The organism is Microvirga sp. KLBC 81, from assembly GCF_003075415.1.
GTDB lineage: Bacteria > Pseudomonadota > Alphaproteobacteria > Rhizobiales > Beijerinckiaceae > Microvirga.
The window spans coordinates 44,652-68,514 of sequence record NZ_QDAH01000029.1 but is presented as its reverse complement, the minus strand read 5'-3'; the positions used below and the strand labels follow the sequence as shown (position 1 = coordinate 68,514).

At 60.3% G+C, this 23,863-nt stretch carries 25 protein-coding genes; 8 read left to right on the top strand and 17 right to left on the bottom strand.

Annotated features, from left to right (window positions below):
- Positions 1–101 precede the first annotated feature (101 nt).
- From DC522_RS17945 to DC522_RS17920, 6 genes are all read right to left on the bottom strand, one after another.
- Positions 102–944 carry an endonuclease/exonuclease/phosphatase family protein gene (locus DC522_RS17945; protein ID WP_116530041.1) on the bottom strand — a complete coding sequence of 281 codons (843 nt, stop codon included), beginning with the start codon at positions 942–944 and terminating at the stop codon, positions 102–104.
- Positions 944–1,753: a carbohydrate ABC transporter permease gene (locus DC522_RS17940; RefSeq protein ID WP_116530040.1), complete on the bottom strand. Its 810-nt coding sequence runs from the start codon at positions 1,751–1,753 to the stop codon at positions 944–946. The genes DC522_RS17945 and DC522_RS17940 overlap by 1 nt, the downstream gene beginning before the upstream one ends.
- Positions 1,750–2,667 (bottom strand): carbohydrate ABC transporter permease, encoded by a 918-nt coding sequence (locus DC522_RS17935; RefSeq protein WP_205769669.1) that lies wholly within the window; start codon positions 2,665–2,667, stop codon positions 1,750–1,752. Before DC522_RS17935 ends, DC522_RS17940 begins: the two co-directional genes overlap by 4 nt.
- Before the next feature lie 62 nt (positions 2,668–2,729).
- Positions 2,730–4,013, bottom strand: coding sequence for an ABC transporter substrate-binding protein (locus DC522_RS17930; protein ID WP_116530039.1), 1,284 nt, complete (start codon positions 4,011–4,013; stop codon positions 2,730–2,732).
- A gap of 78 nt (positions 4,014–4,091) precedes the next feature.
- On the bottom strand, positions 4,092–5,093 hold the full coding sequence (locus DC522_RS17925) for an ABC transporter ATP-binding protein (RefSeq protein WP_116530038.1): 1,002 nt from the start codon (positions 5,091–5,093) through the stop codon (positions 4,092–4,094).
- A 24-nt stretch (positions 5,094–5,117) separates the two neighbouring features.
- Positions 5,118–5,927, bottom strand: a complete 810-nt coding sequence (locus DC522_RS17920; protein WP_116530037.1) for an HAD family hydrolase — start codon at positions 5,925–5,927, stop codon at positions 5,118–5,120.
- 254 nt (positions 5,928–6,181) lie between these two features.
- Here DC522_RS17920 and DC522_RS17915 point away from each other — a divergent pair, with 254 nt between their 5' ends.
- Entirely contained in the window at positions 6,182–7,432 is a 1,251-nt protein-coding gene (locus DC522_RS17915) for a glycerate kinase (protein ID WP_116530036.1), read from the top strand.
- Positions 7,433–7,558: 126 nt separating this feature from the next.
- Here DC522_RS17915 and DC522_RS17910 read toward each other — a convergent pair whose 3' ends face one another.
- Positions 7,559–8,248 carry a sensor histidine kinase KdpD gene (locus tag DC522_RS17910; RefSeq protein ID WP_133239299.1) on the bottom strand — a complete coding sequence of 230 codons (690 nt, stop codon included), beginning with the start codon at positions 8,246–8,248 and terminating at the stop codon, positions 7,559–7,561.
- Positions 8,249–8,710: 462 nt separating this feature from the next.
- Between DC522_RS17910 and DC522_RS17905 the strand changes: the two genes are divergently transcribed.
- Complete coding sequence (locus tag DC522_RS17905) at positions 8,711–8,887, top strand: CsbD family protein (RefSeq protein ID WP_116530034.1); 177 nt, start codon at positions 8,711–8,713, stop codon at positions 8,885–8,887.
- A 46-nt stretch (positions 8,888–8,933) separates the two neighbouring features.
- Here the strand turns inward: DC522_RS17905 and mobA are convergent, their stop codons facing one another.
- Together mobA and DC522_RS17895 are read right to left on the bottom strand one after the other, a co-directional pair.
- A complete protein-coding gene (mobA, locus tag DC522_RS17900) occupies positions 8,934–9,836 on the bottom strand; it encodes a molybdenum cofactor guanylyltransferase MobA (protein WP_205769668.1) in 903 nt (300 codons plus the stop codon).
- 7 nt (positions 9,837–9,843) lie between these two features.
- Positions 9,844–10,971 carry an Mrp/NBP35 family ATP-binding protein gene (locus DC522_RS17895; RefSeq protein WP_116530033.1) on the bottom strand — a complete coding sequence of 376 codons (1,128 nt, stop codon included), beginning with the start codon at positions 10,969–10,971 and terminating at the stop codon, positions 9,844–9,846.
- Between the two features lie 219 nt (positions 10,972–11,190).
- Here DC522_RS17895 and DC522_RS17890 point away from each other — a divergent pair, with 219 nt between their 5' ends.
- From DC522_RS17890 to DC522_RS17870, 5 genes are all read left to right on the top strand, one after another.
- Positions 11,191–11,694 carry a pyridoxamine 5'-phosphate oxidase family protein gene (locus DC522_RS17890; RefSeq protein ID WP_116530032.1) on the top strand — a complete coding sequence of 168 codons (504 nt, stop codon included), beginning with the start codon at positions 11,191–11,193 and terminating at the stop codon, positions 11,692–11,694.
- Positions 11,695–11,872: 178 nt separating this feature from the next.
- Entirely contained in the window at positions 11,873–13,138 is a 1,266-nt protein-coding gene (locus DC522_RS17885; protein ID WP_116530031.1) for a sorbosone dehydrogenase family protein, read from the top strand.
- Positions 13,139–13,195: 57 nt separating this feature from the next.
- A complete protein-coding gene (locus DC522_RS17880) occupies positions 13,196–13,525 on the top strand; it encodes a cytochrome c (protein ID WP_116530030.1) in 330 nt (109 codons plus the stop codon).
- 83 nt (positions 13,526–13,608) lie between these two features.
- Positions 13,609–14,901, top strand: a complete 1,293-nt coding sequence (pncB, locus tag DC522_RS17875) for a nicotinate phosphoribosyltransferase (protein WP_116530029.1) — start codon at positions 13,609–13,611, stop codon at positions 14,899–14,901.
- Positions 14,902–14,906: 5 nt separating this feature from the next.
- Complete coding sequence (locus DC522_RS17870) at positions 14,907–15,671, top strand: LamB/YcsF family protein (RefSeq protein ID WP_116530046.1); 765 nt, start codon at positions 14,907–14,909, stop codon at positions 15,669–15,671.
- A 399-nt stretch (positions 15,672–16,070) separates the two neighbouring features.
- On the opposite strand, the gene DC522_RS17865 is transcribed toward DC522_RS17870, so the two are convergent.
- Positions 16,071–17,015: an alpha/beta fold hydrolase gene (locus DC522_RS17865; RefSeq protein WP_116530028.1), complete on the bottom strand. Its 945-nt coding sequence runs from the start codon at positions 17,013–17,015 to the stop codon at positions 16,071–16,073.
- A 116-nt stretch (positions 17,016–17,131) separates the two neighbouring features.
- Positions 17,132–17,803: a D-Ala-D-Ala carboxypeptidase family metallohydrolase gene (locus tag DC522_RS17860; protein ID WP_116530027.1), complete on the bottom strand. Its 672-nt coding sequence runs from the start codon at positions 17,801–17,803 to the stop codon at positions 17,132–17,134.
- A 365-nt stretch (positions 17,804–18,168) separates the two neighbouring features.
- Between DC522_RS17860 and DC522_RS17855 the strand changes: the two genes are divergently transcribed.
- The gene (locus DC522_RS17855) at positions 18,169–18,606 is read left to right on the top strand and encodes a DUF4112 domain-containing protein (protein WP_116530026.1); all 438 of its coding nucleotides are present in this window, start codon (positions 18,169–18,171) and stop codon (positions 18,604–18,606) included.
- A 51-nt stretch (positions 18,607–18,657) separates the two neighbouring features.
- Here the strand turns inward: DC522_RS17855 and DC522_RS17850 are convergent, their stop codons facing one another.
- From DC522_RS17850 to DC522_RS17825, 6 genes are all read right to left on the bottom strand, one after another.
- Entirely contained in the window at positions 18,658–19,452 is a 795-nt protein-coding gene (locus tag DC522_RS17850) for an ABC transporter ATP-binding protein (protein WP_116530025.1), read from the bottom strand.
- Positions 19,445–20,170, bottom strand: a complete 726-nt coding sequence (locus tag DC522_RS17845; protein ID WP_116530024.1) for an ABC transporter permease — start codon at positions 20,168–20,170, stop codon at positions 19,445–19,447. The genes DC522_RS17850 and DC522_RS17845 overlap by 8 nt, the downstream gene beginning before the upstream one ends.
- Positions 20,170–20,892, bottom strand: a complete 723-nt coding sequence (locus tag DC522_RS17840) for an ABC transporter permease (protein WP_116530023.1) — start codon at positions 20,890–20,892, stop codon at positions 20,170–20,172. Before DC522_RS17840 ends, DC522_RS17845 begins: the two co-directional genes overlap by 1 nt.
- A 132-nt stretch (positions 20,893–21,024) precedes the next feature.
- Positions 21,025–21,870, bottom strand: a complete 846-nt coding sequence (locus tag DC522_RS17835; protein ID WP_116530045.1) for a lysine/arginine/ornithine ABC transporter substrate-binding protein — start codon at positions 21,868–21,870, stop codon at positions 21,025–21,027.
- A gap of 220 nt (positions 21,871–22,090) precedes the next feature.
- The gene (locus DC522_RS17830) at positions 22,091–22,936 is read right to left on the bottom strand and encodes a lysine/arginine/ornithine ABC transporter substrate-binding protein (RefSeq protein ID WP_116530022.1); all 846 of its coding nucleotides are present in this window, start codon (positions 22,934–22,936) and stop codon (positions 22,091–22,093) included.
- Positions 22,937–23,061: 125 nt separating this feature from the next.
- Positions 23,062–23,760 (bottom strand): fumarylacetoacetate hydrolase family protein, encoded by a 699-nt coding sequence (locus DC522_RS17825; protein ID WP_116530021.1) that lies wholly within the window; start codon positions 23,758–23,760, stop codon positions 23,062–23,064.
- Positions 23,761–23,863 lie beyond the last annotated feature (103 nt).

Here is a 23,863-nt window from a genome sequence, read left to right as displayed (position 1 = left end):
GGCCTCGAGGGCTTCCTCGAACTCAAGTATGTCTGCCTCGCCGGCCTCTGACCAACAGATAACCCACAGAGCCGGGCTGCACCGCAGCCCGGCTTTTTCATTCAGGCCTGAAGCGTGATTGCGACCGGCTGATGATCGGACGCTGTCGTTTCCACGTCGACCCGTAGATCGGTGATCCGATCGGCCATATTCTCCGATACGAAAATGTAATCGCGGCAATGGGGGCCTTGCGGCCATTGCTTGAAGTCCGCGACACCAGTCGTCGGTGCATGCGGCGCATCACCGTGCTTGACCATCCAAGCATCCACAAAGGTCGGAACGCCGGACGCGAAAGGCTCGCGCATCTCGGCATGGAGCGGATCGTCGGGGCCAAGATTGAAATCACCACAGACGATGGCGCCTAAGGGCACTGGCAGAGTTCGATAAGGCCCCTCTGAAGTATCACGATAAGCGAGCCTGCTGCGCTTCTCGTTATTCTCGTGTACCTTGCGGATATGTTCGACTTGAGCCTGACGATGCTCGACTGAGTGGTACTCAAGATGGCAGGTCGTGACCCGCACGGGGCCGAGATCCGATTCAACGATGACCTCGAGCGCCTGCCTCTGCATGCTCCGGCACTCCGTTTCCGGCCGCGGGAGCATATGGCTCGTAATCTCCAGCACGGCTAAGCGCGAGAGGATCATGTTGCCGAAGACTTGTCGGTGGCCATTCGCGTCCCTGCGCTCGACGGCAGGACGGAAGATGGGCGTGTGGCCGGGGAGGAGCGAAGCAAGAACAGCAGGCTGATCCTCTCCGCCGTCATGCGGTGCGAAGCCGTGCGAGATCTCCTGGAAGCAGAACACGTCCGCATCGCTGAGCGCCTTCGCGGTCTCGACGATGCGTTTGAGATCAACGTTGCCGTCGCAGCCAAGGCCCCATTGAACATTCCAGGTGACGAGCTTCATCAGCGGATGCCTGCACGCATGAACGATTGAACGAATTGCCTCTGGAAGAGGAGGAAGGCCAGCAGCAGCGGGGCCATGGTCATCACGGTTGCTGCCGTGATCACCGACCAGTCGACGCCGGTTTCAGGTGCGCCGAAGACCGCGAGGCCCACGGTGAGCGGGCGGCTCTTGACCGAGTTGGTGACGATGAGCGGCCAGAGGAAGTTGTTCCAGTGATAGCTCACGGACACGAGGCCGAAGGCGATGTACGTGGTTTTGCCGAGCGGCACGAAGACACGCCACAGCACGCCGAAGGACGAAGCGCCCTCCACGCGCGCGGCCTCCACGAGCTCGTTCGGCACGCTCTTGAAGGTCTGGCGCAGCAGGAAGGTGCCGAAGGCTGAGGCGATATAGGGCAGGGCAATGGCGGGGATCGTGTCAAGCAGGTTGAGAGCGCTGATAACGCGATAATTCTCCACAATCAGCACGTCAGGCATGATCATGAGCTGCACCAGCACGAGCGCGAAGAGAACATCCCGGCCGAAGAACTTGAAGCGGGCGAAAGCGTAAGCAGCCAGCGTGGCGATGACGAGCTGGCACGCAAGAACCAGGCTCACCAGCATCAGCGTGTTGAGGTAATAGCGCGCGAAAGGCGCCTGCCGCCAGGCGCGGGCGAAGTTGTCGAGCGTCAGTGAAGCCGTCAGGTCGAAGCGTGTGGCGTATTCGGAGGGATGGAACGCGCTCCATAGGCTGTAGGCCAGTGGCAGCAGCCACAGGAGCGCCAGCACCCAGGCCGCAATGGTTTCGACCGAATGACCGTTCTGTCTCATTGATAGTGAATCCTGCGGTCGAGATAGACGAACTTGGTGAGCGCCACGGCGGCTAGGATCGCGATCAGCGTCACCGTCAGCGTTGCGGCATAGGTCGTATCCTGAAAGGTGAAGGCCACTTCGTAGATGTAGTAGAGCAGGAGCGAGCTCGCGTTGTTCGGGCCGCCCTTGGTCATGATGACGAGCTGGTCGACGAGCTTGAACGAGTTGATCAGCGCGTTGATCGAGATGAACAGGGTCGTCGGCATCAAGAGCGGCAGCGTCACGCGGCGGAAGAAGTACCAGCGGCTGGCACCTTCGACGGCGGCGGCTTCCTTCAACTCTGGAGGGATGGTTTGAAGCGCTGCGAGATAGAAAATCATGAAGAAGCCGGCCTCCTTCCAGACCACCATGACGGCAAGGCAGGTCATGACGGTTGAAGGATCACCCAGCCAATTGTGACCGGAGAAGCCGAGGCTCTTCAGGAGCTGGTCGAGCAGACCGTAATCCGGCGTGTAGAAGAACAGCCAAATATTAGCCACGGCGATCATGGGCAGAACGGTCGGCGTGAAAAAGGCAAGACGCAGGAAAGAGCGGCCCGCCATCTTCTTGTCGACCCAAACAGCCATCAGCAGAGCGAGCGCGATGCTGGTGGGAACGGTGGCGAGGGCAAAGACGATGTTGTTGCGCAAAACCTTCCGGAAAACATCGTCATCCAGCATGTAGGCGTAGTTTTCCAGGCCCACGAAATGAGATGCTCCGCCGCGCCCGAGCGAGAAGAAGCTGTAATAAAGCGTCGCGAGGATCGGGTAATGCGTGAAGGTCGCAAGCAGAACGACGGCGGGCAGGAGAAGCAGCCAGGCATTGACGTTCGTCAGCCAGGCCTTGCGTCGGGCGGTCTTGGGCTCGGCGGCACTCATGAAGGCTGCGACCATCGTACTCTCCCGCAAGAAAAAGATGTACTGCGGCAGGTTTCCGCCGCAGCACGTGAGTTCGATTACTTATGGCGGCTGAGGATGCGCTCGGACTGCTTCTGGGCGCTGTCGAGAGCCTCTTGCGGCGTCTGCGTGCCGGTGACGGCAGCCTGCACCGCATCGTTCATGATCTTATAGATGCGGCCGTTCTCGTGCACCGACAGCTCGGCGACAGCGTGCTGCAGCTGATCGCGGGCCACAACCGCCTGCGGGAAGTCCTTGACGTAGGTCCTCATCGCTTCAGTCTCGTAAGCCGCGGGCGTCACGGCCACGTAGCCGGTCTTGATGCTCCACTCGGCGGCGCGCTCTGGCGCCGTCATCCAGCGGATGAACTTGACGGCAGCTTTCTGCTGCTCAGGAGACGCGCTCTTGAATACATAGAAGTTGCCGCCGCCGGTCGGAGAGCCGCGACGCTCCTTGGCCGGGAGCATGGCGACGCCGAAGTTGAACTTCGCGCCTTCCTTCACTGCGGTCAGGTTGCCGGTGGTGTGCCACATCATGGCCGTCTTGCCTTCGAGGAAGTCCGTGCGCAGTGTGCCCCATTCCACGGCGCCCTTTGGCATCACGCCTTCCTTGGCAGCGAGATCAACCCAGTACTGCAGGGCCTCGACGGTCTTGGGCGCATTGAAGGAGACCTGGTTGCCAGCCTCGTTCATGAGCTTCTGGCCGTTTTCGATGGCGAGCGCCTGAAGCATCCAGTAGCCGTAGCCGGTCGAAGGAATTTCGACACCCCAGCGGCTCACGTTGCCGGAGGAATCCTTCTTCACGAGCTTCTTCGACATCTCGGCCATCTCGGCCCAGGTTGTCGGCGGCCTCTCGGGATCGAGGCCAGCTTCCTTGAAGGCGTCCTTGTTATAGTAGAGGACGATCGTGGAGCGCTGGAACGGAACGCTCCAGGTCTTGTCCTCGACGCGTCCATTTGCCATGAAGGCCGGGTAGAAGCTGTTCAGCCATTCCTTGCCGTCAGCACCGGCGATCTCATCGATCGGTACAATCGCCTGCTCGTCCATCAGCGTGAAAAGGTCGGTGGAGAAGAGCACCGACAGCTGCGGAGGCTGGCCGCCCTTCATGGCGGTCATGGCCTTGGTCATGGTGTCGGTATAATTGCCGGCATAGACGGCTTCCACCTTGATGTCCGGATTCTCTTTCTGGAACCGCTGGACCATGTCATCGATGACCTTCGTGACAGGTCCGCCGACGGCGACCGGATAGTACATGGTCAGGTCGACCGCTCGAGCGACGCTGGCGCTCAGGCTCATCACCGTCATGAGGCCTGCGGTGAGCAGGGCTTTTGCCTTGAACTTCATTGTCCTCCCCCTCGGGGTGTTTGGAAGCCATACGCTTTGCGGCCTTGCAAGCCGCCTGCGTTCTCTCAGAAGAAAGCCTCACTGGGGCAGGACGCTGCCCGCGCGACGCTTTCCACTGCCCCTGTCAAACAGATGTATATGACGGTTTTGCCACCCCAGTGCGACTTGTGCACCGGCGGGCAGCGCGCAATAGCCGGTCTGGCGAACGGAGACGGTCTCTCCCTTCATGTCGCACAGGATGATGCTGTCGGCGCCCAGATATTCGACGGCCTTGACGGTGGCCTGAACGCCATTGCTCTCAACGATGGAAATGTGTTCCGGCCTCACGCCCAGCATGGCGCCATCCTGCCAGGAGATGATGTTCATGGGTGGCGTTCCGATGAAACGCGCCGTGAAGTCGCTCGCAGGCTCGTTGTAGAGCTCGTGCGGTGCGCCGTTCTGCTCGATATGCCCGTCGCGCATCAGGATCACCCGGTCGGCCATGGTCATGGCCTCGGTCTGGTCGTGTGTGACATAGACCATGGTCATGCCGAGGCGCTGCTGCAGGCTGCGGATCTCCGTACGCATTTCGTGGCGCAGCTTGGCATCGAGGTTCGAAAGCGGCTCGTCCATCAAGCAGACCGGCGCTTCCGCGATGATGGCTCGGCCAAGCGCCACGCGTTGGCGCTGGCCACCGGAGAGCTGTGACGGCTTGCGATCAAGCAAATGACTCAAGCCGACAATGTCCGCCACTTTCCTGAGCCTAGCATCCCGCTCCGCGCGTCCGACGCCGCGCACGCGAAGGCCGAAGACGATATTTTCGGCAACGTTCAAATGCGGGAACAGGGCATAGGACTGAAACACCATCGAGATGCGGCGCTGCGCCGGCGAGAGATGCGTGACGTCACGACCGCCAATGGTGATTGTGCCCGAGTCAACTTCTTCCAGACCTGCGATAAGACGAAGTGTCGTAGACTTGCCGCAGCCCGACGGGCCGAGCAGGACCAGGAGCGTTCCTGCAACGGCCTTGAAGCTGATGTTGTCGACGCCCCCAACACCGCCCCATGTTTTCGATACTGCGTCGACGACAATCTCGGACATGGGCGCGACCCTTGGAACGTGAAATTAGAATGCCTGACGGCGCTTGGCGTTGAGGAGAATCTCGGCCAGTTCGGCAAAGCCGTCTCCCGAATGCCCTTTTGCAATATAGGCGGGCTTGTTCTTCAGCCGGTGCTCGAAGGCATGAATGTTGGCGACACCAACGCTGAGCGGGAAAGCGGCGAACATCGGCTCGTCATTGGGCGAGTCACCTGCATAGATCACGGACTTCTTCGCCTCTTCCCAATTCATGCCGAACACATCGGACAGCAGGGTCTTGGCCATGCTCAGCTTGTTGTACTCACCGAACCAGCCGTTCACATGAATGGAGCTGACCTTGGCCTGAGCGCCATGGCGCTCGAAGATGGCGACGATCCTGTCAACTTCCGATTCCGGAAGAGCCGGAACATCTTCGCAGAAATCGATGGCGAGATCAGCAAGGCGATACGCCTGATCGCTGGCAAGTGCCGAGCCCGGGACGGATTCAAGCACCTCCTTCTCGATCGCGCCGAGCTTGGTGCGATTGCGCTTCAGTTCCTCAGGCGTGGCCCAGAAATGCTGCTGCATCTTCCTCCGCTCGCGCTCGTAGCGGAAATAGAAGGCGCCGTTCTCGCCCACGATGCCATCCACGGGCCACATGCGAGCAATGTGATCGCACCAGCCGGCCGGACGGCCTGTGACGGGGATGACCAGAAAGCCGGCGCGCTGAAGGTTTTCCAGCGCGGCATAGGCCGATGCCATCAGCATGCCTTCCGTGGTGATGGTGTCGTCGATGTCGGTGAGGATAACGCGCACGAAACGCGCCTTTTCCAGCGGGAGCTGAGAAAGGGGAATCATGCCGCCGCTCCCATGAGCTGGGGGCGGAGAGAGTACGGGCTGGTCAATCGCATTCGCAGGCGTGTCCTTCGAGTTGGGACTCTATCGGTCCCTTTTATGAAGCCTAGGTGACAGATTCCAGCAGTTCAAGCCCGCTCCTGTGGGTTGTTCGAAGGCTTTTTAGCTGGCAAACTCTTTGTCACAGCGGGACTTCAGGACTTGAGCCAATCTTTTCTGAATTTCCAGACTTGGAGTGAATCGTGTAAGGTCTGTTCATGACCGATGACGCCCTGATCCTTCGTGCCTTGTTCGATGCCGCTTTGGCGGCGGCTCTTCCGGATGGAAAGTTCGATGAACGCCTGCCGTCCAAGCCGAAAGGCCGGACGATCGTTCTCGGTGCGGGCAAGGCCTCTGCGCGGATGGCAGCGACTTTCGAGGAGGCGTGGGCGAAGGCAGGTGGCACCTGCGAAGGTCTCGTCGTCACGCGCTATGGCCATGCGGTACCGACCCGTGCCATTGAGATCGTAGAGGCCGCGCATCCGGTCCCCGACGAGGCTGGCCTGAATGCAGCCAAACGCATTCTGGCGCTGGCTCATGAGGCGGGGCCTGACGATCTTGTCGTCTGCTTGATCTCGGGCGGGGCCTCTGCGCTGCTTTCGCTTCCTGCTGAGGGCATCACCTTTGCCGACAAGCAGGATCTGAACCGGGCTCTCCTGAAGTCTGGCGCGCCCATCGGCGAGATGAACGTCGTGCGCAAGTCTCTCTCCGCGATCAAGGGAGGCCGGCTCGCGGCAGCCGTCGGTCCGGCGCAACTGGTCACCTATCTCATCTCCGATGTGCCGGGTGACGACCCTTCGAGCATCGGCTCCGGCCCGACGATCCCCGAGCAGATCGATCCTGAAGCCGCTTTGTCGATTCTCGCAAAATACAGCATCGATGTTCCCCTCCATGTGGTGAGGACCATTCGCCGGAATGCTGTCGAGAGCTCGATTGAAGGTGGCACGGTTCATATGCTCGCAACGCCCAAGATGGCGCTGGATGCCGCAGCCGGGAAAGCGCGTGAGTTTGGGTTGAAACCGCTCATTCTCGGTGATGCAATCGAAGGCGAGGCGCGCGAGGTCGGCCGCGCGATGGCGGGCATCGCGCGCTCTGTCCGGCTGTATGGCGAGCCTGTAACGGTGCCTTGCATTCTTCTGTCCGGCGGTGAGACCACTGTGACCGTTCGCGGCGCCGGACGTGGCGGACGCAACGCGGAGTTTCTGTTGTCGCTCGCTTTGTCGCTGCGAGGAGAAGCGGGCATAGCTGCCATCGCTTGCGATACCGATGGCATCGATGGATCCGAGGACAACGCAGGTGCCTGGTTCGATCAGGCCATGTTCGCGGCCGCTCAAGAAAGGGGCATCGATCTTGCGTCGCACCTTGCGCGCAATGATGCATATTCTGCTTTCTCTCAGCTCGACAGGCTTGTCGTCACAGGCCCCACCTTGACCAACGTGAACGACTTTCGCGCAATTCTCATTCGCTAGCGTATCGTGCTTAAAAAGTGGACCCGGTTTTCGCTGACGCGGACCTCCGGTTCCGCTTTCAACGATGTGCACTGAGGAAGAGAGCATCGGACCCAAAAGTGCAAGTCACTTTTCACGTCCGATGCTCTAAAGGACGCCAGTGGCTCCTGTGATGTTCTTCTCCGGGATCGTCAGGGTGACGGTTGTCCCATGTCCTTCCTTGCTCTCGATCTGGAGACCTCCACCATGGAGCTTGAGGATGTACCAAGCAAGGCTGAGGCCGAGACCCGTGCCTGGGTAATCCCTGGCGTTACGACCTCGGAAGAAAGGTTGCATGAGGAAAGGCAAATCCCCTTCGGAAATGCCAATCCCTTCGTCCTTCACTCTAATCGCGATGCCGCGTTTTTCAGCGCGCGCCGTAACCCTGATAGGTCGTTCGGGCGGCGAGTATTTCATGGCGTTCGACAACACGATCACGAGCGCCTGCTCCAGCAGAATAGGATCGCCCAGGATCGTTTCAGGAAGGCCTCGAATATCGATCTTAATGGGACGTCCGGGATCGTGGTTGCCCTGCTCCCGGCACGCGCGATTGATGAGCGCTTCCGGGTTGAATTCGCTCGGATTGAGAAGCATGCCGCCCGTACTGGCGCGCGTATAGGACATGATCGTTTCGACCAGCTCATCGAGGCGCAGGCTGGCGCGCCAGATCCTCTCGGCACGGCTGCGGATGTCTTCGGCACTCATCCGTTCCGACCGCCGCACAAGGCCTTGTGCGAGAGCATTGATGGCCGATAGCGGCGTTCTGAGCTGATGCGCCAGCAGAGCGATGCGGTCCAAAGGCTGGGCTGTCTTTTTGGCTCTCGCCCGAGCGACTGTTGAATGGGCTGCTTTCGCGGGCTTTTTGGGAGACCTTGAAGCGGGGGACACAGGGAGCCTGTCCTTCAGGATTATATAACGTTATAGATTCGTCGTTCGAATTAGTGCAGCCGATCGTGATGTCCATGCTTGGATGGCTGTAAAACTTAAAGTTGCATGCGGGGTGGCTTAATGCACGGGTCTCTAAGCGATGAGGGTGCCTAGCATAGGATTCGGCACGAGATCTGCCGCGCAAGCAAAAAGACCTAATTGATGCCGGATGAGCTATATTTTTATTGGAAAGTTCTTGCTGATTTTTCTGTTCAGGTAGGTAGAACTTCTGATCTCTTAAATTTTTCGTGAATTGTACTTTATGCTCGAGCTTGAAACTCGACACCTTGCAAAGGCATTGTTCTATGAGACGCCACAGTGAGGAGAATGGTCATGGATCATGATCGCAGTGAAGGCAGCATGAAGAACATCAAGGGTCGCGTGAAGGAAGGCCTGGGCAAGGCTCTGGGCGATTCGAAAATGGAGGCTGAAGGCAAAATGGATAAGGCCGAAGGGCGTGTTCAGAACACCATCGGCGGCATGAAGGACAGTCTGCGCAAGGGCACCTGATCCTGGTGAATTGGAAGAATGGCCCGGCTCCAATGCCGGGCCTTTTTCATGAGGGCTTTTCTGCTCGGGCGATCAGAAAAGTGATGCGCTTTTCGTCCTGGTGCTGCTCCACCAAAGTATCTCCCAGTTCACGGATGAGGTTGGGCACATCGATCCCGGCGAGGGGATCTGTACAGATCACGCGCAGTTGATCGCCAGGGCTCATGGATAGCAACGCCTTGCGTGTGCGAAGGACTGGAAGCGGGCATTTCAACCCGGACAGATCCAGCTCAACCATCGCAATTCTCCTGCGTTTGTCCTCGCCTTTCGAGGCGCTTGTAAAGGTGGGCGGCATGCTGCTCAACATGGCACTTGCGGCATTCAACTCGTCAGGCGTGTTGATGTTGAAGAAGGGGTCCAGCGGCTCGCTTGGCCAAGAAGCCGTCGCCAACCCTTGCCCCTTGACCCAATCCTCCACACGACGCACGCCTCTGGTGCGGAGCGCATGGCGCAGGTCGTCCCGTCGATCGACCGGCCAGAGACCTGTCGTGTAGTGTTCATGAGTTCCTGAAACCGCGCAGGCGAGCGGGCATTGCGCGGCGCTGCGCGCTTCATGCAGGCCCGCAACCAAATTGCTCGGAATGAAGGGCGTGTCTCCAGGAACGCTGACGACCCATTCGATCGAAGGCTTGTTTTGAGCCGCCCATTCGAGAGCTGCCAGAATACCGGCCAGAGGGCCAGGATGATCCCGGACGGAATCCGGCACCACCGACAAACCTGTCTCGTCAAAGCGTGACGGATCGCCGTTTGCATTGAGAATGACGCTTTCGCATTGCGGCCGCAGGCGCTTCTCAATATGCGAGAGAAGGGTTTGCCCCTGAAGCTTCAAGAGGGTCTTGTCCCCTCCGCCCATGCGCTGCGCCAAGCCGCCGGCAAGAATGACGCCCAAAGTCGCGGGATAGGGCGTCATGGCAGATTCACTCGATGACGATGCGCGGTGCCGGGCGAGCCGCTGCGCCGCCGGACAGCGCGGTCCAGACCTGTTGCGCCATATCCTTGTAGATCTTGGCGTGCGGCCCATCCGGGTCCGTTGCGGCAACAGGGCGTCCCGCATCGGAGAGCTCGCGAATCGTCATGTTGAGCGGAACCTCGCCGAGGAAAGGAACGCCGAGACGTGCGGCCTCCTCCCGCGCGCCGCCATGGCCGAAGATATGCGAGGCCTGCCCGCAATGGGGACAAACGAATGTCGCCATGTTCTCGATGATCCCCAGGATCGGAATCTCCACGCGCCTGAACATGGAGACGCCGCGCCGGGCATCGATGAGCGCCAGATCCTGCGGCGTGGAAACGATAACGGCGCCGGCCAATGGCGTGGCTTGTGCCATGGTGAGCTGCGCGTCACCCGTGCCGGGCGGCATATCCACCACGAGCACGTCGAGATCACCCCAGGCGACCTCACGCAACATCTGCGTAATCGCTGACATGACCATCGGCCCGCGCCAGATCATGGCCGCCTCTTCCTCCACGAGGAAGCCGATGGACATGACCTTGATTCCATAGGCTTCCATGGGTTCGAGAATACGATTCTCGAGCAGCTTCGGCTTGCCGTGAATGCCGAAGAGCTTGGGCATCGAGGGGCCGTAGATGTCGGCGTCGAGCACGCCGACTTTCAGGCCCAGCGCCTTCAGCCCAAGGGCGAGATTGCACGCAGTGGTCGACTTGCCGACGCCGCCTTTGCCGGAGGCGACAGCGATCACATGCTTCACACCGGGAATGCGCTGGTTCTTTGGCTGCGAGGCCGCCCGGGGGCGCTGCGTGGCGGCCGGGGAGGGGGATGCGGCTCCCGACCCGGCCGGGCGGTCGGCGGTGAGGCTCGCGAACACGCCCTTCACGCCCGGCAGCCCCTGAACGGCTGCCGCCGCCGCCTGTCGGACGCGCTCCATCGCCTGCGCCTCGGATGGGTCGATCACGATCGAGAACATCACCCGATCCACATCGTCGATATGGACGTCGGACAAGCGTCCCGAGGCCACCAGGTTCGTTCCATTGGCGTCGACCGGCACGGTCGAGAGCGCTTGCACAACATCTTCACGGGTAATCGCCACGATGGAGGCTCCTAGGCTTCGATCCAACAATCTCTTGAACCTCATGTATAGGCTCGCGGCGCATCCGTTAAGGCGTTGTCTGGCTGTCATGGGCAATATCCGAACCAAAAGTCACCCCGTCCGTTGTTCAACCGGTCCCTCGGGGCCTTATCGGCCGGCCGGAGAGCTATGCTCGCGCATCGCCGCCCCGAGATGAGGTGAAGAAATCAGGAGACGAGAATGCACCAGCACGGCCATAACGATCCCAACGCTGCGAAGCTCTATGAGCTGATCAAGGACGTGAAGATCGCCATGATGACAACGGTCGACACCGATGGCACGCTGCACAGCCGGCCCATGCATAGCATGGAGGCCGACGAGCATGGAGACCTGTGGTTCTTCACGCAGATCCAGTCGCCCAAGATGACGGAGATCTCCCGCGACAGTGAGGTGAACCTGGCCTACAGCGATCCGAGTGGCCAGACCTATGTATCCGTTGCGGGCAAGGCGGAGATCGTGCGCGACAAGGCCAGGATCGAGGAGAAATGGTCCGAGCCCCTGCGGGCTTGGTTCCCGAAAGGCACGGATGATCCGCAGATTGCCTTGATCCGTGTGCATCCCTCGAAGGGCGAGTATTGGGACAGCCCGTCTTCGACCATCGTGCATCTTTATGGGTATGCGAAGGCAGCTTTGACGGGCCAGCCGCCGCGTCCGGGTGATCAGGCAAAGGTCGATCTGAGCTAATCGCTCACAGGAGCAACAAGCAATCAGGGCCGCTCAGCGGCCCTTTTTCATGCCACCTATTTGCTTCTTTCTTTGAAGCCCTAGCTTGACTATAATCGAAATCAATAAAACAAAGTAACCCGGAGCCGATCCGAAGGTCAAAAGAGAACAGGAAAGGGGCGTTCCCAGGGAGGGAAGGATGAAATCCATCTGGCTTGCCGCCGTCTCTACTGTAGCGTTCGCGTCTTCAAGTTTCGCTCAGCCCGCCACTCAGCCGCCGACCAGCAATCTCGAGAAGCTTTCGTCGTTCCAGAGTACGGGAACGGAAGAGCCGAAGCCTATTCCCCAGGAAGGTCGCCGTGCCGACGCCATTCGCAAGAACCTTGAGAGGATCAAGTTGCCGGCAGGCTTCAAGATCGATCTCTATGCCATCGTGCCCGATGCACGCCACATGGCGGTCGGACCGAATGCAGGCGTTGTCTTTGTCGGAACGCGCAAGAGCAACGTCTATGTCGTGACGGATCGCGACAAGGACCGCATAGCCGACGAGGTGAAGCAGTTCGCTCCCTCCGTTCAGTTCAAGATTCCCAACGGCGTCTGCTTCTCTCGCGACGGTATCCTCTATATCGTCGAGCAGAACCGGGTGCTTCAATTCCCGGCAGCCGAGTTCTTCTATGAGGGTCCGGATGTTGCCGCTTTCCAAGTGGTCAAGCAGGGCGAACTGATCCCGCCCAGCGAGGAAAGCTACAACCACACCGCCCGCGTTTGCCGGATCGGCCCCGACAACAAGCTCTATATCGCCCTTGGCCAGCCGTTCAACGTGCCGCCGAAGGACAAGATGGAGCTGTACCGCAGGGTCGGCATCGGCGGCATCATCCGCCTGGATCAGGATGGCAAGAATCGCGAGGTCTATGCCACCGGCATCCGCAACTCGGTCGGCATCGAGTTCAATCCGGCGGACAAGTCCCTGTGGTTCACCGACAACCAGGTCGACGGCATGGGCGACGACCAGCCTCCCGGCGAGATCAACCGCGCCGTTCAGATGAGCCAGAACTTCGGCTTCCCCTATTACGGCGGCGGCATGGTCCGCACGGTCGAGTACAAGGATGATCAGGTTCCGGCTGGCACCGTCGCGCCGCAGGCCGAAATGGCGCCGCATGCGGCGGACCTTGGGCTTGCCTTCTACACGGGCAAGATGTTCCCCCGGTCCTATCAGGGCGGTATCTTCTCGGCGCAGCATGGATCCTGGAACCGTACAAAGCCGGTAGGGGCACGGGTGATGTTCACGCCGCTCAAGCCCGATGGCACGGCGGACAAGCCACAAGTTTTCGCCGAAGGCTGGCTCAATGAGAACGGCGAGTATCTCGGCCGCCCGGTCGATGTGGCGGTACTGCTCGACGGCTCGCTCCTCGTCTCGGATGACACGGCAGGCGCGATCTACCGCATCTCCTATGAAGGCCAATAAGGCTGTCCCGGCAGGCGCGCTCACTGGCGCGCCTGTTCTCCCCTATAAGGAAATACCATGAAGAGAAATTATGCCTTGGCATTTGCCGGGGCTCTCCTGAGCTTGCTTGCCGCTGCGACAGCCGATGCGTCGGATGCCAGGGCAGGGCGCCAGAAGATTACCACTTGCCAAGCCTGCCATGGGCTGGACGGCCTCTCCAAGAACCCTGAAGCGCCAAACTTGGCGGGGCAGATCGAAGGCTATCTCGTGAAAGCGCTGGCGGAGTACAAGTCCGGCGCGCGCAAGAACGAGGCCATGAATATTGTAGCGAAGGACCTGTCGGACCAGGACATGGCCGATATCGCGGCCTATTACTCCTCCATCCAAGTCGATGTTCTGCCCCCATGAGGCGGGGATTGGTGCCAACCACCCTTTCTTCGGCTAAAAGCCTTCGCTATTGTCCTGCCTCCCGAAACGGCGAGGAGCAGGCGATGGTGGACATCGCAACCAGGGTCTATAACCACACCTGGAAGATCGACCCGATCGTGCGGTCGGTCCTGGACACGGACTTTTACAAGCTTCTGATGGCGCAGACGATCTTTCGCCGCCATCGGGACGTGCAGGTCACCTTCGGCATCCATAACCGCACCACCCGGATCCGTTTGGCCGATATCATCGATGCGGGCGAACTGCGCGAGCAGCTCGACCATGTGCGCAGCCTCTCTCTGACGCGCGGTGAATCCACTTGGCTGCGCGGCAACACCTTCTACGGCAAGCGGCAGATGTTCTCGCCGGAATTCATGGACTGGCTCGAGACCTTCCGTTTTCCGGAATACTTGCTGGAAAAGGAAGACGGCCAATATGTTCTGACCTTCCACGGTCCCTGGATCGAAACCACCATGTGGGAGATCCCGGCGCTCGCCATTCTCAACGAGTTGCGCTCGCGTGGCGTGTTGAGAGGCATGGGCAAGTTCGAGCTCCAGGTGCTCTATGCCCGCGCCATGACACGTGTGTGGGAGAAGATCGAACGTCTCAGAAAACTGCCTGATCTCTCCATCTCAGATTTCGGCACCCGCCGCCGCCACGGTTTCCTGTGGCAGGACTGGTGCGTGCAGGCGATGATCGAAGGTCTTGGGCCGTCTTTCCTTGGCACGTCCAACTGCCTCATCGCCATGCGCCGCGAGGTGGAGGCAGTGGGTACCAACGCCCATGAGCTTCCCATGGTCTATGCGGCGCTCACCGACAGCGATGAGGAATTGGCGAAATCTCCGTATCGCGTCCTGGCCGATTGGCAGGAAGATTATGAGGGCAACCTGCGCGTTATCCTGCCCGATACCTACGGCACGACGAACTTCCTGCAGAATGCTCCCGATTGGGTGCCCTTCTGGACGGGTATCCGCGTCGACTCCAAGGATCCCATCGAAGGTGGCGAGGAGGCCATCGCTTGGTGGCAGCAGCGCGGGCAGAATCCGAAGGAGAAGCTCGCGATCTTCTCCGATGGCCTCGATGTGGATCTGATCGAGCGGATCCACGAGCATTTCCGCGGCCGCATGCGCATCGGCTACGGCTGGGGCACGCTGCTGACCAACGACTTCCGCGGCCTTGCTCCCGAGGGCGGGCTCGATCCTATCTCCATCGTCTGCAAGGTCATCTCGGCCGATGGACGTCCGACCGTGAAGCTTTCCGACAATCCGACGAAGGCTCTGGGGCCGGAAGAGGAAATCGAGCGTTATAAGCGTGTGTTCCATGTGGGTGCGCAGATTGCGCAGCCGGTTGTGGTGTGATTGCCATGAAAGTTGATCTCAACTGCGATATGGGCGAAGGCTTCGGTCCCTGGCCCATGGGTGATGACGAGGCGATGCTCGACATCGTCTCCTCCGCAAACATCGCGTGCGGATTCCATGCGGGTGATCCGTCCATCATGTTCCGCACCGCCGAGACAGCGAAGCGCAAGGGTGTGGCTGTTGGCGCCCATCCGGGCTTCAACGATCTGCATGGATTTGGACGGCGTGTGATCCGTGGAGACTCTCCTGCGGAAATCGAGCGCATGGTGGCCTATCAGATCGGCGCCATGCAGGCCATGGCGGCCCTTGCCGGTCACAAGGTCACCTACGTGAAAGCGCATGGTGCGCTCAACAATATGGCAAACGAGGACGAGAGCCTGGCGCTTGCGATTGCCCGTGCCATCAAGGGTGTCGATGGAAGTCTCATCAATGTGTGCATGCCGGGCCTTCTCATGGAGAGGGCATCGGAGCAGATCGGTGTGCCTGTTGCGCGTGAGTTCTTTGCCGACCGTACCTATGAAGACGACGGCACGCTGACCTCCCGGAAAAAGCCCGGCTCCGTTCTGCACGATGCCGATGCTGCGGCCGAGCGCGCGCTGCGCACCCTCCAGGACAAGGCCGTCATCACGACATCCGGAAAGCGCATTCCCATCGAGATCGACACGATCTGCGTTCATGGTGATGAGCCAAGTGCGGTTGCCATGGCGCGTACGGTCCGGGCGAAGCTCGAAGCAAACGGCATCACCATTGCTCCGTTCTCTGAACGTTAGGAATACCGTTCAAGGATCACTTCTCGACAGGCGGCGCAGGCGGCCCACTGGTTCGATCTCGATGCGTTTTATGTGGAAGCGCGCCGGGTCGGAAAGCCGGACGCGGTCCTCGCGCTCATCGCCTATGGCGTCATCCGGGTCGATCCCGAAATCGACCCGGTGGTCCAGCATTTCTACAAGAGGTGGTCGGACCCTATTGGCCACCGGAGCGTGGCCATGTCGAGAATGGCTACCGCTCCTTCGACTTTCCCTTTGAGGAGCGGGCTGCGCCGCCGCTGGCGATCAAGGTGCCGTTGGCAGGCCTCCGGCTCGCTCGGTTATAGCGATACGTGGTCAGCGGCGCGCGGGCTTGAGAAGGCGCAGGGGCGTGAACCGTTCGAGCAGTTCCGGCGTGATCTCTTAAGTCTTTGGAACGAGCCGCAGCGTCGGCGCATGATCCGGTTTTCCTTGTCGCTGCGCGTCGGGCGCATCTGAAGTTGCGAACGCTTTTGTAAGGAATGGCTCGAGAGCGGCCAATGTTTCTTCGGGTGCCTCTTCGGCAAGATAATGGCCGCACTCGATGCCATGACCTTCCACATGATCCGCCCAATCGCGCCAGACCGCCAGCACATCGTACCAGCGCTCCAACCCATTCCTTAACCCCCACAGCGCTTGCACCGGGCAGGCAATGCGTCGTCCAGCCTGCTGGTCGGCTTCGTCCAGCTGCATGTCGATGGTCGCAGCGGCGCGGTAATCCTCGCACATGGCATTGATGGTTTCCGGGTTGGTGTAGCAGCGCCGGTATTCTGCCAGAGCCTCCGCATCAAACATTGTGCGCCCCCGACGTAAATAGAACGTGTCGGGATCGGCAGAGATCAGCGTTTCGGGAATGGGATGCGGCTGCGCGAGAAAAAACCAGTGCCAGTAGCCCATGGCAAAAGCCATGTCTGTGCGCTTGAAATGCTCATAGGTTGGCAGAATGTCGAGAACGGAGAGGGCCGCGATCCGGCTGGGATGATCGAGCGCCATGCGATAGGCACAGCGTCCGCCGCGATCATGGCCCACAACAGCAAAGCGCTCGAAGCCGAAAGCGTGCATCACCTCGACCATGTCGCGGGCCATGGCGCGCTTGGAGTAGGGCTCATGATCCGGTGCAGCCGAAGGCTTTGAGCTGTCGCCATAGCCGCGTAAATCCGCGCAGACGACCGTGAAATCCTCAGCAAGGCGCGGAGCAACCCGGTGCCACATCACATGGGTCTGCGGGTGCCCATGAAGCAGCAGGACAGGTGGGCCGTTGCCGCCATGGCGGAGATTGATGACGGCTTCGGATGTTTCAATCCGGCGATGCGTGAAGTTCTCGAACATATCTCGAGTGTCTTACACTTCCACGCGAGGTTCCAGCCCTACAAAAGCAGGCGAGAGCGGCATTCTGAATGCAGGTCTGCATCAGCTTCCGTCTCGCCTGCTTTGGAAGGGGAGGGCTACCAGGAGCGGCGTGTGCCGTTGTCGATATGGATGACACCGTTGCGATACATCTTGATGCCGCCGACTTCCGGGCGTGAGCTCAAGTAGGCCATCACGCCGCGGGTGCGGGTTCTCACCCTGAAATCGATGGCGCGGCATGAGAGATGAAGCGAATGACGCGCGCCGCCTGCACGCCAGTTGCGGCTCGTGCTGCGGTGCGTGGACTCGACGCTGACAGGGCCGAACTTGCTCGCGACATCCGCCACGACTTCCCGCAGGCTGCCAGGCAGGCAATTCGTTGGGGCGCTGGCGCGTAGCGTGATGGTGCCCTGCGACACCAGCGAGGCGAATCCGGACAGGGTTCGATTGCTGAACGTGCTGGCATTCGGCAGGTTGGCGGTCGTGGCTGGATCGGTGATCCGGTCGTCGGCGGGCAGGCTGCTGTATTCGACTTTGGGAAGAGCTTTGAGCAGGGCCTTAGGAAGAGCTTTGATTTTGGGAGGAGTTTTGGGAAGAGGATCTGCTGCGGGCGAAGGATCAGGATTGGAAATGGAAATCGGGATCACGATCCCGGTTGGCTGAGGGTATGGGCTTTGGGCATTGGCCAGGTTCGGCGATAGGCCCACGAGACAAGCGCTGGTCACGAAGGCGAGCCAAGGTGCGCGACGAACTTTCAATTCGGTGCTCATCGGGATCTCCCCGTTCTGAGCCCCCACACAAGGGAACGCCGCGTGGATGGTCCTCCCAACGGCAGTAATATTTATTGGCCAGTAAACTGGCAGTTGCGTTTACCGCTTAGGGGCAAATACCTATGTTGCTGCTTAGTTTAGGCAAGTGTGACGTTGAGAAAATCATATATCCAAAAGGATTATCGGTGCGCAGAATGCTTATTTTATAAGGGTTTTAGCCTCGAGAAATTTTTATACTTGATGTTATATGTTACAAATAAATTTTATACTTAATGTTATATGTTGCATCTTTCGAGGTCTTGCGGGCTCTATTGACGATACGCATATCATGTTGCGAGCCGTAACATCGGCAATTGGAGACTGGAATGCCCGCTGTCCGTAGTGACCTGTTTGAAGCCATCAAAGCTGCCGGCCCAAGTCGGGAGGATTCCCTTGCGCGCATCACGCTCGTGGCGAAGCTGATGGACAGCGCCTTCGTCATCCCGGGCCTGAACCGCCGCATCGGTCTCGATGCCGTCCTGGGTCTCGTGCCGGGCGTCGGCGATGCCCTTTCAGCTGCCTTGGCGAGCTACATCATTTGGGAGGCGCGCCAGCTCGGCCTGCCGCGCTGGAAGATCGCCCGCATGGTGGCGAACGTGGCCGTGGATACGGCCATTGGCGCCATTCCACTGGCCGGCGACGTGTTCGACGTGTTCTACAAATCCAATGAACGCAACCTGCGGATCATCCAGGATCACCTCGGCACTCCCAAGCGGGGTCCGAAGGAGATCGACGGTACAGCGGTCCGTATCGGCGAACGCTAAGCTGGTGCGAAGCTCAAATGAGAAGCGCGGCTCTTGAGCCGCGCTTTTGTTTTATCGATGGCTTGAGATGAATTGCTTGAAGCGCTCTGATTTCGGAGCGCCGAATACCTCAGCCGGCGGACCTTCCTCTTCCACGAGGCCCTTGTGAAGGAAGACCACGCGGTTCGACACGTCGCGGGCGAAGCCCATCTCGTGCGTGACCACCAGCATGGTGCGGCCTTCCTCTGCGAGCGAGCGCATGACGCGCAGCACCTCGCCGACGAGTTCGGGATCGAGCGCGGAAGTCGGCTCGTCGAACAGCATCACGTCCGGGCGCATGGCAAGCGCGCGGGCAATGGCCGCGCGCTGCTGCTGGCCGCCGGAGAGGTGAGAGGGGTACTGATTGCGCTTGTCGGCGATGCCGACTTTCGCCAGCAGTTCCTCGGCTTCCGCGATGCACTCGGCCTTGGGGCGCTTCTGCACATGCACGGGTGCTTCGATCACGTTCTCCAGGATCGTCATGTGGGACCAGAGGTTGAAGCTCTGGAACACCATGGCGACGCGCGAGCGGATGCGGTCCACCTGACGCTGATCCGCCGGGACCATGCCCTTGCGACCAGCTTTAAGCTTGATCGTCTCGCCACCGATGGTGACATCGCCGCCATCGGGCACTTCGAGCATGTTGATGCAGCGGAGCATCGTCGACTTGCCGGAGCCGGAGGCGCCGAGGATCGAGATCACATCGCCTTCATTGGCCTTCAGCGACACGCCCTTGAGAACTTCGAGAGCTCCGAAATTCTTGCGCAGGTTCGTGATCGAAACAGCAGGAACAGTCTGGGAAGACAAGGACGAAACTCCGTTAGACATGCGCGGCCTCCAGGCGCGGCTCAATGGCCGGCGGGCGTCGCAGATGAGGCGAGAGCCACCATTCGACCGCCATGATGATGCGTGTGATGATGAAGTTCAGAACGAGGTATATCGCACCCGCGACGATGAACACTTCCACAGCGCGGAAGGTCTGCGAAATCATTTTGGCCGCAAGGCCCGTGACTTCCATCATGGTGATGACGGAGGCCAGGGACGTTGCCTTCACCATCAGAATAATCTCGCTGCCATAAGCAGGCAGTGCCTGCCGCACGGCGATGGGGAAGGTGATCCGGCGGAAGAGCAGGAAACCCGACATGCCGCAGGCGCGCGCGGCTTCGACCTGATGATGCGGAACCGCTTGCAATCCGCCGCGAATGATCTCGCTGCCGTAGGCTGCCGTGTTCATGGTGAGTGCGAGAACCGCGCACCAATATGGCTCGCGGAAGAAGCCCCACAAGCCCAGTGCATCCAGCGTAGGGCGGAACTGTCCGAGGCCGTAATAGATCAGGAAGATCTGCACGAGCAGCGGCGTGCCGCGGAACACGAACACATAAGCCTGCGCCGGCCAGTCGAGCAGCTTGATACTCGACATGCGCATGAGTGCGAGCAGCATGGCGAAGACGGCGCCGAACGCAATCGCAGTGAAGGCGAGGTTGAGGGTGAGTGGAACGCCGGCGATGAGACGCAGGAATGCTTCCTGCATGAAGGCGAAATCCATCAGGAAGCCCTCCGCATGCCGCGCAGCGAATAGGTCTCCGCACGCTGGAACAGATAGGTCGAAACCCAGGTGATGACGAGATAGAGAACCGCCGCCGTGATGTAGAAGTCGAACGGACGGCGCGTGGAGCCCGCGGCGACCTGCGACTGGCGCAGAAGCTCGACGAGGCCGGTGACCGAGATCAGCGCGGATTCCTTCAGCACCAGCTGCCATGTATTGCCGAGGCCGGGAATGGCATAGCGCAGGACCTGCGGTGCGATGATCCGGCGGAACATGAGCCACCGGTGCATGCCGACCGAGCGGGCAGCCTCCAGCTCGCCGCGGCTGACCACTTGGAAAGCACCGCGGAACACCTCGGCCTGATAGGCACCGGAGACGATGCCGATAGCCATGGCGCCTGTGGCGAAGGCCGGGACGCCGATGAAGCCCTCGGCGCCGAAGAGGCTGCCGATGGCGCCGAGCGCTGCGCTGCCGCCGAAATAGAAGAGATAGATAACCAGTAGATCGGGAATGCCGCGCAGGACGGTAGTGTAGCCATCTGCCAGCCAGCGGACCGGTGCATTGCCGCCGATCTTGCCCCAGGCCACGAAGGTTCCGACGACGGAACCTGCGAGGAAGCCGCAGATGGCGACGGCGATCGTCATTCCTGTCGCGGTCAGAAGAGCCCATCCCCATCCGTTGGGGCCGAACCCGACGAGTTCGAAATAGCTCAGGTGTTGCACGCTTTAACTTTCTTGACTGTGCCCGTCCCTTAAAGCGGAAGACAGGCCGTTTCCTCTCACATCCGGCTTTGCCGGTATCCGCTCCCCAGGCGAGCAGGGCTGGGCTGGGGAGACGTGTTTGCCGCTCTCTTGTCAGGTTTGCGGCGTCATGTCGATCTTGAACCACTTCTGCGTGAGCTTTTGAACGGTTCCATCATCGATGGCAGCCTGGATGGCCTTGTCGAACATGGCCTTGAGCTCGGCGTCTTCCTTGCGCAGGCCGACCGCCACGCCGCGGCCCAGCACATCGCCGCTGACGGCGCCACCTGCGATCTGCATGTCCTTGAATTCCGGCTTTTCGGTCGAGGCCTTCAGGGAGGAGTGGGCCGCGAAGATCGCGTCGAGGCGGCCGGCAGACAGGTCGAGGTCATGCTGCTCGGTGGTCTTGTATTCGCGGATCGTGACCGTGTCCTTAAGGTACTTCTCGAGGAACTGGGCGTTGACGGTGGAACCCTGCGTGCCCACTGTCTTGCCCTTCAGGAGCGGCTTCCACTCCTCGATCATCTTCTTGGCAGCCTCGGGCTCCTTATCGAGACTCAGGCGCTGGCCAGTGCCTGCGAGCTTCTCGAGAGGGGAGCCCTTCATGACGCCCCAGCCATGGGGGCCGGAGGCATAGGCGCGCGAGAAGTTGATGGTCTCCAGGCGCTTTTCTGTGATGTTCATGCCGGCCATGATGGCATCGTACTTCTTGGCCTGAAGCGCCGGGATGATGCCGTCCCAGTCCTGAGCCACGATCTCGCACTTCACCTTCATCCGCGCGCAAAGATCGTTGGCGAGGTCGATCTCGAAGCCTTCCAGCTTGCCGCCCGCGCCCGTGAAGTTCCACGGAGCGTAAGCGCCCTCGGTGGCGATCTTGACGGTCCTTTCCTGCGCAGATGCTCCGCCCATAGCGAGAGTGGAGGCCAGCAGGGTCAGACCCAGTACCTTGAACAGTTTCATCATCGTTCCTCTGGTCAGCTTTGACTGATCCTTTTTGCCCAAATGGCTGCTGCAGCTCATTATTCGGCCCCCAAAGGTAACAGCCAAAAGCCAAGCCGGCGCAAGGCCTAATCATGCCGAATAAACGAGCTAGACTGGCGTTTTCGGTCGCATTCGATCCGTTTTCATACAAAAAAAGGCGCGGCCGAAGCCGCGCCCTGGATCTGTGAAGGCAGAAACGTTAGGCCTTCGGGGAGATGTCGATCTTGAACCACTTCTCGGACAGCTTCTTCACGGTGCCGTCCTTGACAGCTGCCTGGATGGCCTCATTGAAGGCCTTCTTCAGCTCCTGGTCTTCCTTGCGCAGGCCGACGCCGACGCCCTCACCGAGCAGGCCGCCGGTGATGGACGGGCCGACGAGAGCGTAATCCTTGAACTCGGGCTTTTCGAGGGTGCCGATGATTGCCGTGGAGTCGGCAAGAACCGCATCAATGCGGCCGGCAGCGAGGTCGAGATCGTGGGCCTCGGTGGTCTTGTACTCGCGGATCTCAGCCGTGCCCTTGTAGTACTTGTCGGCGAAGTTCGCGTGAATGGTCGAGCCCTGGACGCCGATCGTCTTGCCCTTCACGAGCGGCTTCACGGCGTCGATGGCCTTCTCGGCGGCTTCCTGCTGAGTGCTGAGATTGAAGGCCTGGCCCGTGCCCGGCATCTTGGCGAGCGGCGAGGACTTGGGCACCAGGAAGCCGTTCGGGCCAGCCGCGTAGGGGCCAGTGAAGTCGATGGTCTTCTTGCGCTCGTCGGTGATGCTCATGCCGGCCATGATGGCATCGTACTTCTTGGCCTGAAGCGCCGGGATGATGCCGTCCCAGTCCTGAGCCACGATCTCGCACTTCACCTTCATCCGCGCGCAAAGATCGTTGGCGAGGTCGATCTCGAAGCCTTCCAGCTTGCCGCCCGCGCCCGTGAAGTTCCACGGAGCGTAAGCGCCCTCGGTGGCGATCTTGACGGTCTTCTGCTGGGCCGACGCTCCGCCGATCGCGAGAGCGGTGCCGAGGACGGCGAGGCCGACAGTCTTAACGAATTTCATAGTCGTTCCCTTACTTTATGGGCTCAGATACACCTTGAGCCTATCTTGCTCGCGGCCTTCTCGGGTCGCGCCGTGACGCAGTAACGGCCAATCTTAAGAAAAAGGCAAGGGGCCCTCAGAGCCCCTTACACAACCCGCAAACGGATCTCGCCGAGGCCTTCGATCGCCCCGACCATGGTTTGTCCTTGCGTCACAGCCCCTACGCCTTCCGGCGTTCCGGCGAAGATCACGTCGCCCGGCGCGAGCTCGAAATACGAGGAAAGGTAAGCAATCTGCTCGGCAACGGACCAGACCATGTCCGAGAGATCGGCCTTCTGCTTTACGGTACCGTCGACCGTGAGAGAGATGGCGCCCTTGGCCGGATGCCCGACTTCTGTGGCGGGATGGATCGGACCGACGGGGCCCGAGAAATCCCCCGCCTTGCCGAGCTCCCAGGGTCGGCGCAGCTGCTTGGCCTCGTCCTGAAGGTCGCGGCGGGTCATGTCGAGGCCGACGGCATAGCCGAAGACATGGTCCAGCGCTTCCGAAACCGGGATGTCCCGGCCACCCTTGGCGAGGACGACCACCAGCTCCACCTCGAAATGATAGTTCTGTGTCTTGGGCGGATAGCGATGATCAACCGCCTGACCCTCCGGCACGACCTGCAGGGCATCGGCCGGTTTCATGAAGAAGAACGGCGGCTCGCGGGTCGGGTCGCCCCCCATCTCACGGGCATGGGCGGCGTAGTTGCGGCCCACGCAGTAGACGCGCCGCACGGGAAAAAGATCGCCCGAGCCTGCGATCGGGAGGGCTGCAACCGGGGGAGTGGGGATGACGTAGGCCATGATGGTTCGCGAGAGCTTTCCAGTGAATGGGCGGGGGGCGTCTTTCTCCTTCCTACACCTTGCAGTCCGCACCACAAGACGTCATGAACGGAGGCTCCACATG

Excerpts from the sequence above, each read along its gene's own strand:
- DC522_RS17945 (WP_116530041.1), bottom strand. The coding sequence starts at position 944 with ATGAAGCTCGTCACCTGGAATGTTCAATGGGGCCTTGGCTGCGACGGC.
- DC522_RS17940 (WP_116530040.1), bottom strand. The coding sequence starts at position 1,753 with ATGAGACAGAACGGTCATTCGGTCGAAACCATTGCGGCCTGGGTGCTG.
- DC522_RS17935 (WP_205769669.1), bottom strand. The coding sequence starts at position 2,667 with ATGGTCGCAGCCTTCATGAGTGCCGCCGAGCCCAAGACCGCCCGACGC.
- DC522_RS17930 (WP_116530039.1), bottom strand. The coding sequence starts at position 4,013 with ATGAAGTTCAAGGCAAAAGCCCTGCTCACCGCAGGCCTCATGACGGTG.
- DC522_RS17925 (WP_116530038.1), bottom strand. The coding sequence starts at position 5,093 with ATGTCCGAGATTGTCGTCGACGCAGTATCGAAAACATGGGGCGGTGTT.
- DC522_RS17920 (WP_116530037.1), bottom strand. The coding sequence starts at position 5,927 with ATGATTCCCCTTTCTCAGCTCCCGCTGGAAAAGGCGCGTTTCGTGCGC.
- DC522_RS17915 (WP_116530036.1), top strand. The coding sequence starts at position 6,182 with ATGACCGATGACGCCCTGATCCTTCGTGCCTTGTTCGATGCCGCTTTG.
- DC522_RS17905 (WP_116530034.1), top strand. The coding sequence starts at position 8,711 with ATGGATCATGATCGCAGTGAAGGCAGCATGAAGAACATCAAGGGTCGC.
- mobA (WP_205769668.1), bottom strand. The coding sequence starts at position 9,836 with ATGACGCCCTATCCCGCGACTTTGGGCGTCATTCTTGCCGGCGGCTTG.
- DC522_RS17890 (WP_116530032.1), top strand. The coding sequence starts at position 11,191 with ATGCACCAGCACGGCCATAACGATCCCAACGCTGCGAAGCTCTATGAG.
- DC522_RS17885 (WP_116530031.1), top strand. The coding sequence starts at position 11,873 with ATGAAATCCATCTGGCTTGCCGCCGTCTCTACTGTAGCGTTCGCGTCT.
- DC522_RS17880 (WP_116530030.1), top strand. The coding sequence starts at position 13,196 with ATGAAGAGAAATTATGCCTTGGCATTTGCCGGGGCTCTCCTGAGCTTG.
- pncB (WP_116530029.1), top strand. The coding sequence starts at position 13,609 with ATGGTGGACATCGCAACCAGGGTCTATAACCACACCTGGAAGATCGAC.
- DC522_RS17870 (WP_116530046.1), top strand. The coding sequence starts at position 14,907 with ATGAAAGTTGATCTCAACTGCGATATGGGCGAAGGCTTCGGTCCCTGG.
- DC522_RS17865 (WP_116530028.1), bottom strand. The coding sequence starts at position 17,015 with ATGTTCGAGAACTTCACGCATCGCCGGATTGAAACATCCGAAGCCGTC.
- DC522_RS17860 (WP_116530027.1), bottom strand. The coding sequence starts at position 17,803 with ATGAGCACCGAATTGAAAGTTCGTCGCGCACCTTGGCTCGCCTTCGTG.
- DC522_RS17855 (WP_116530026.1), top strand. The coding sequence starts at position 18,169 with ATGCCCGCTGTCCGTAGTGACCTGTTTGAAGCCATCAAAGCTGCCGGC.
- DC522_RS17850 (WP_116530025.1), bottom strand. The coding sequence starts at position 19,452 with ATGTCTAACGGAGTTTCGTCCTTGTCTTCCCAGACTGTTCCTGCTGTT.
- DC522_RS17845 (WP_116530024.1), bottom strand. The coding sequence starts at position 20,170 with ATGGATTTCGCCTTCATGCAGGAAGCATTCCTGCGTCTCATCGCCGGC.
- DC522_RS17835 (WP_116530045.1), bottom strand. The coding sequence starts at position 21,870 with ATGAAACTGTTCAAGGTACTGGGTCTGACCCTGCTGGCCTCCACTCTC.
- DC522_RS17830 (WP_116530022.1), bottom strand. The coding sequence starts at position 22,936 with ATGAAATTCGTTAAGACTGTCGGCCTCGCCGTCCTCGGCACCGCTCTC.
- DC522_RS17825 (WP_116530021.1), bottom strand. The coding sequence starts at position 23,760 with ATGGCCTACGTCATCCCCACTCCCCCGGTTGCAGCCCTCCCGATCGCA.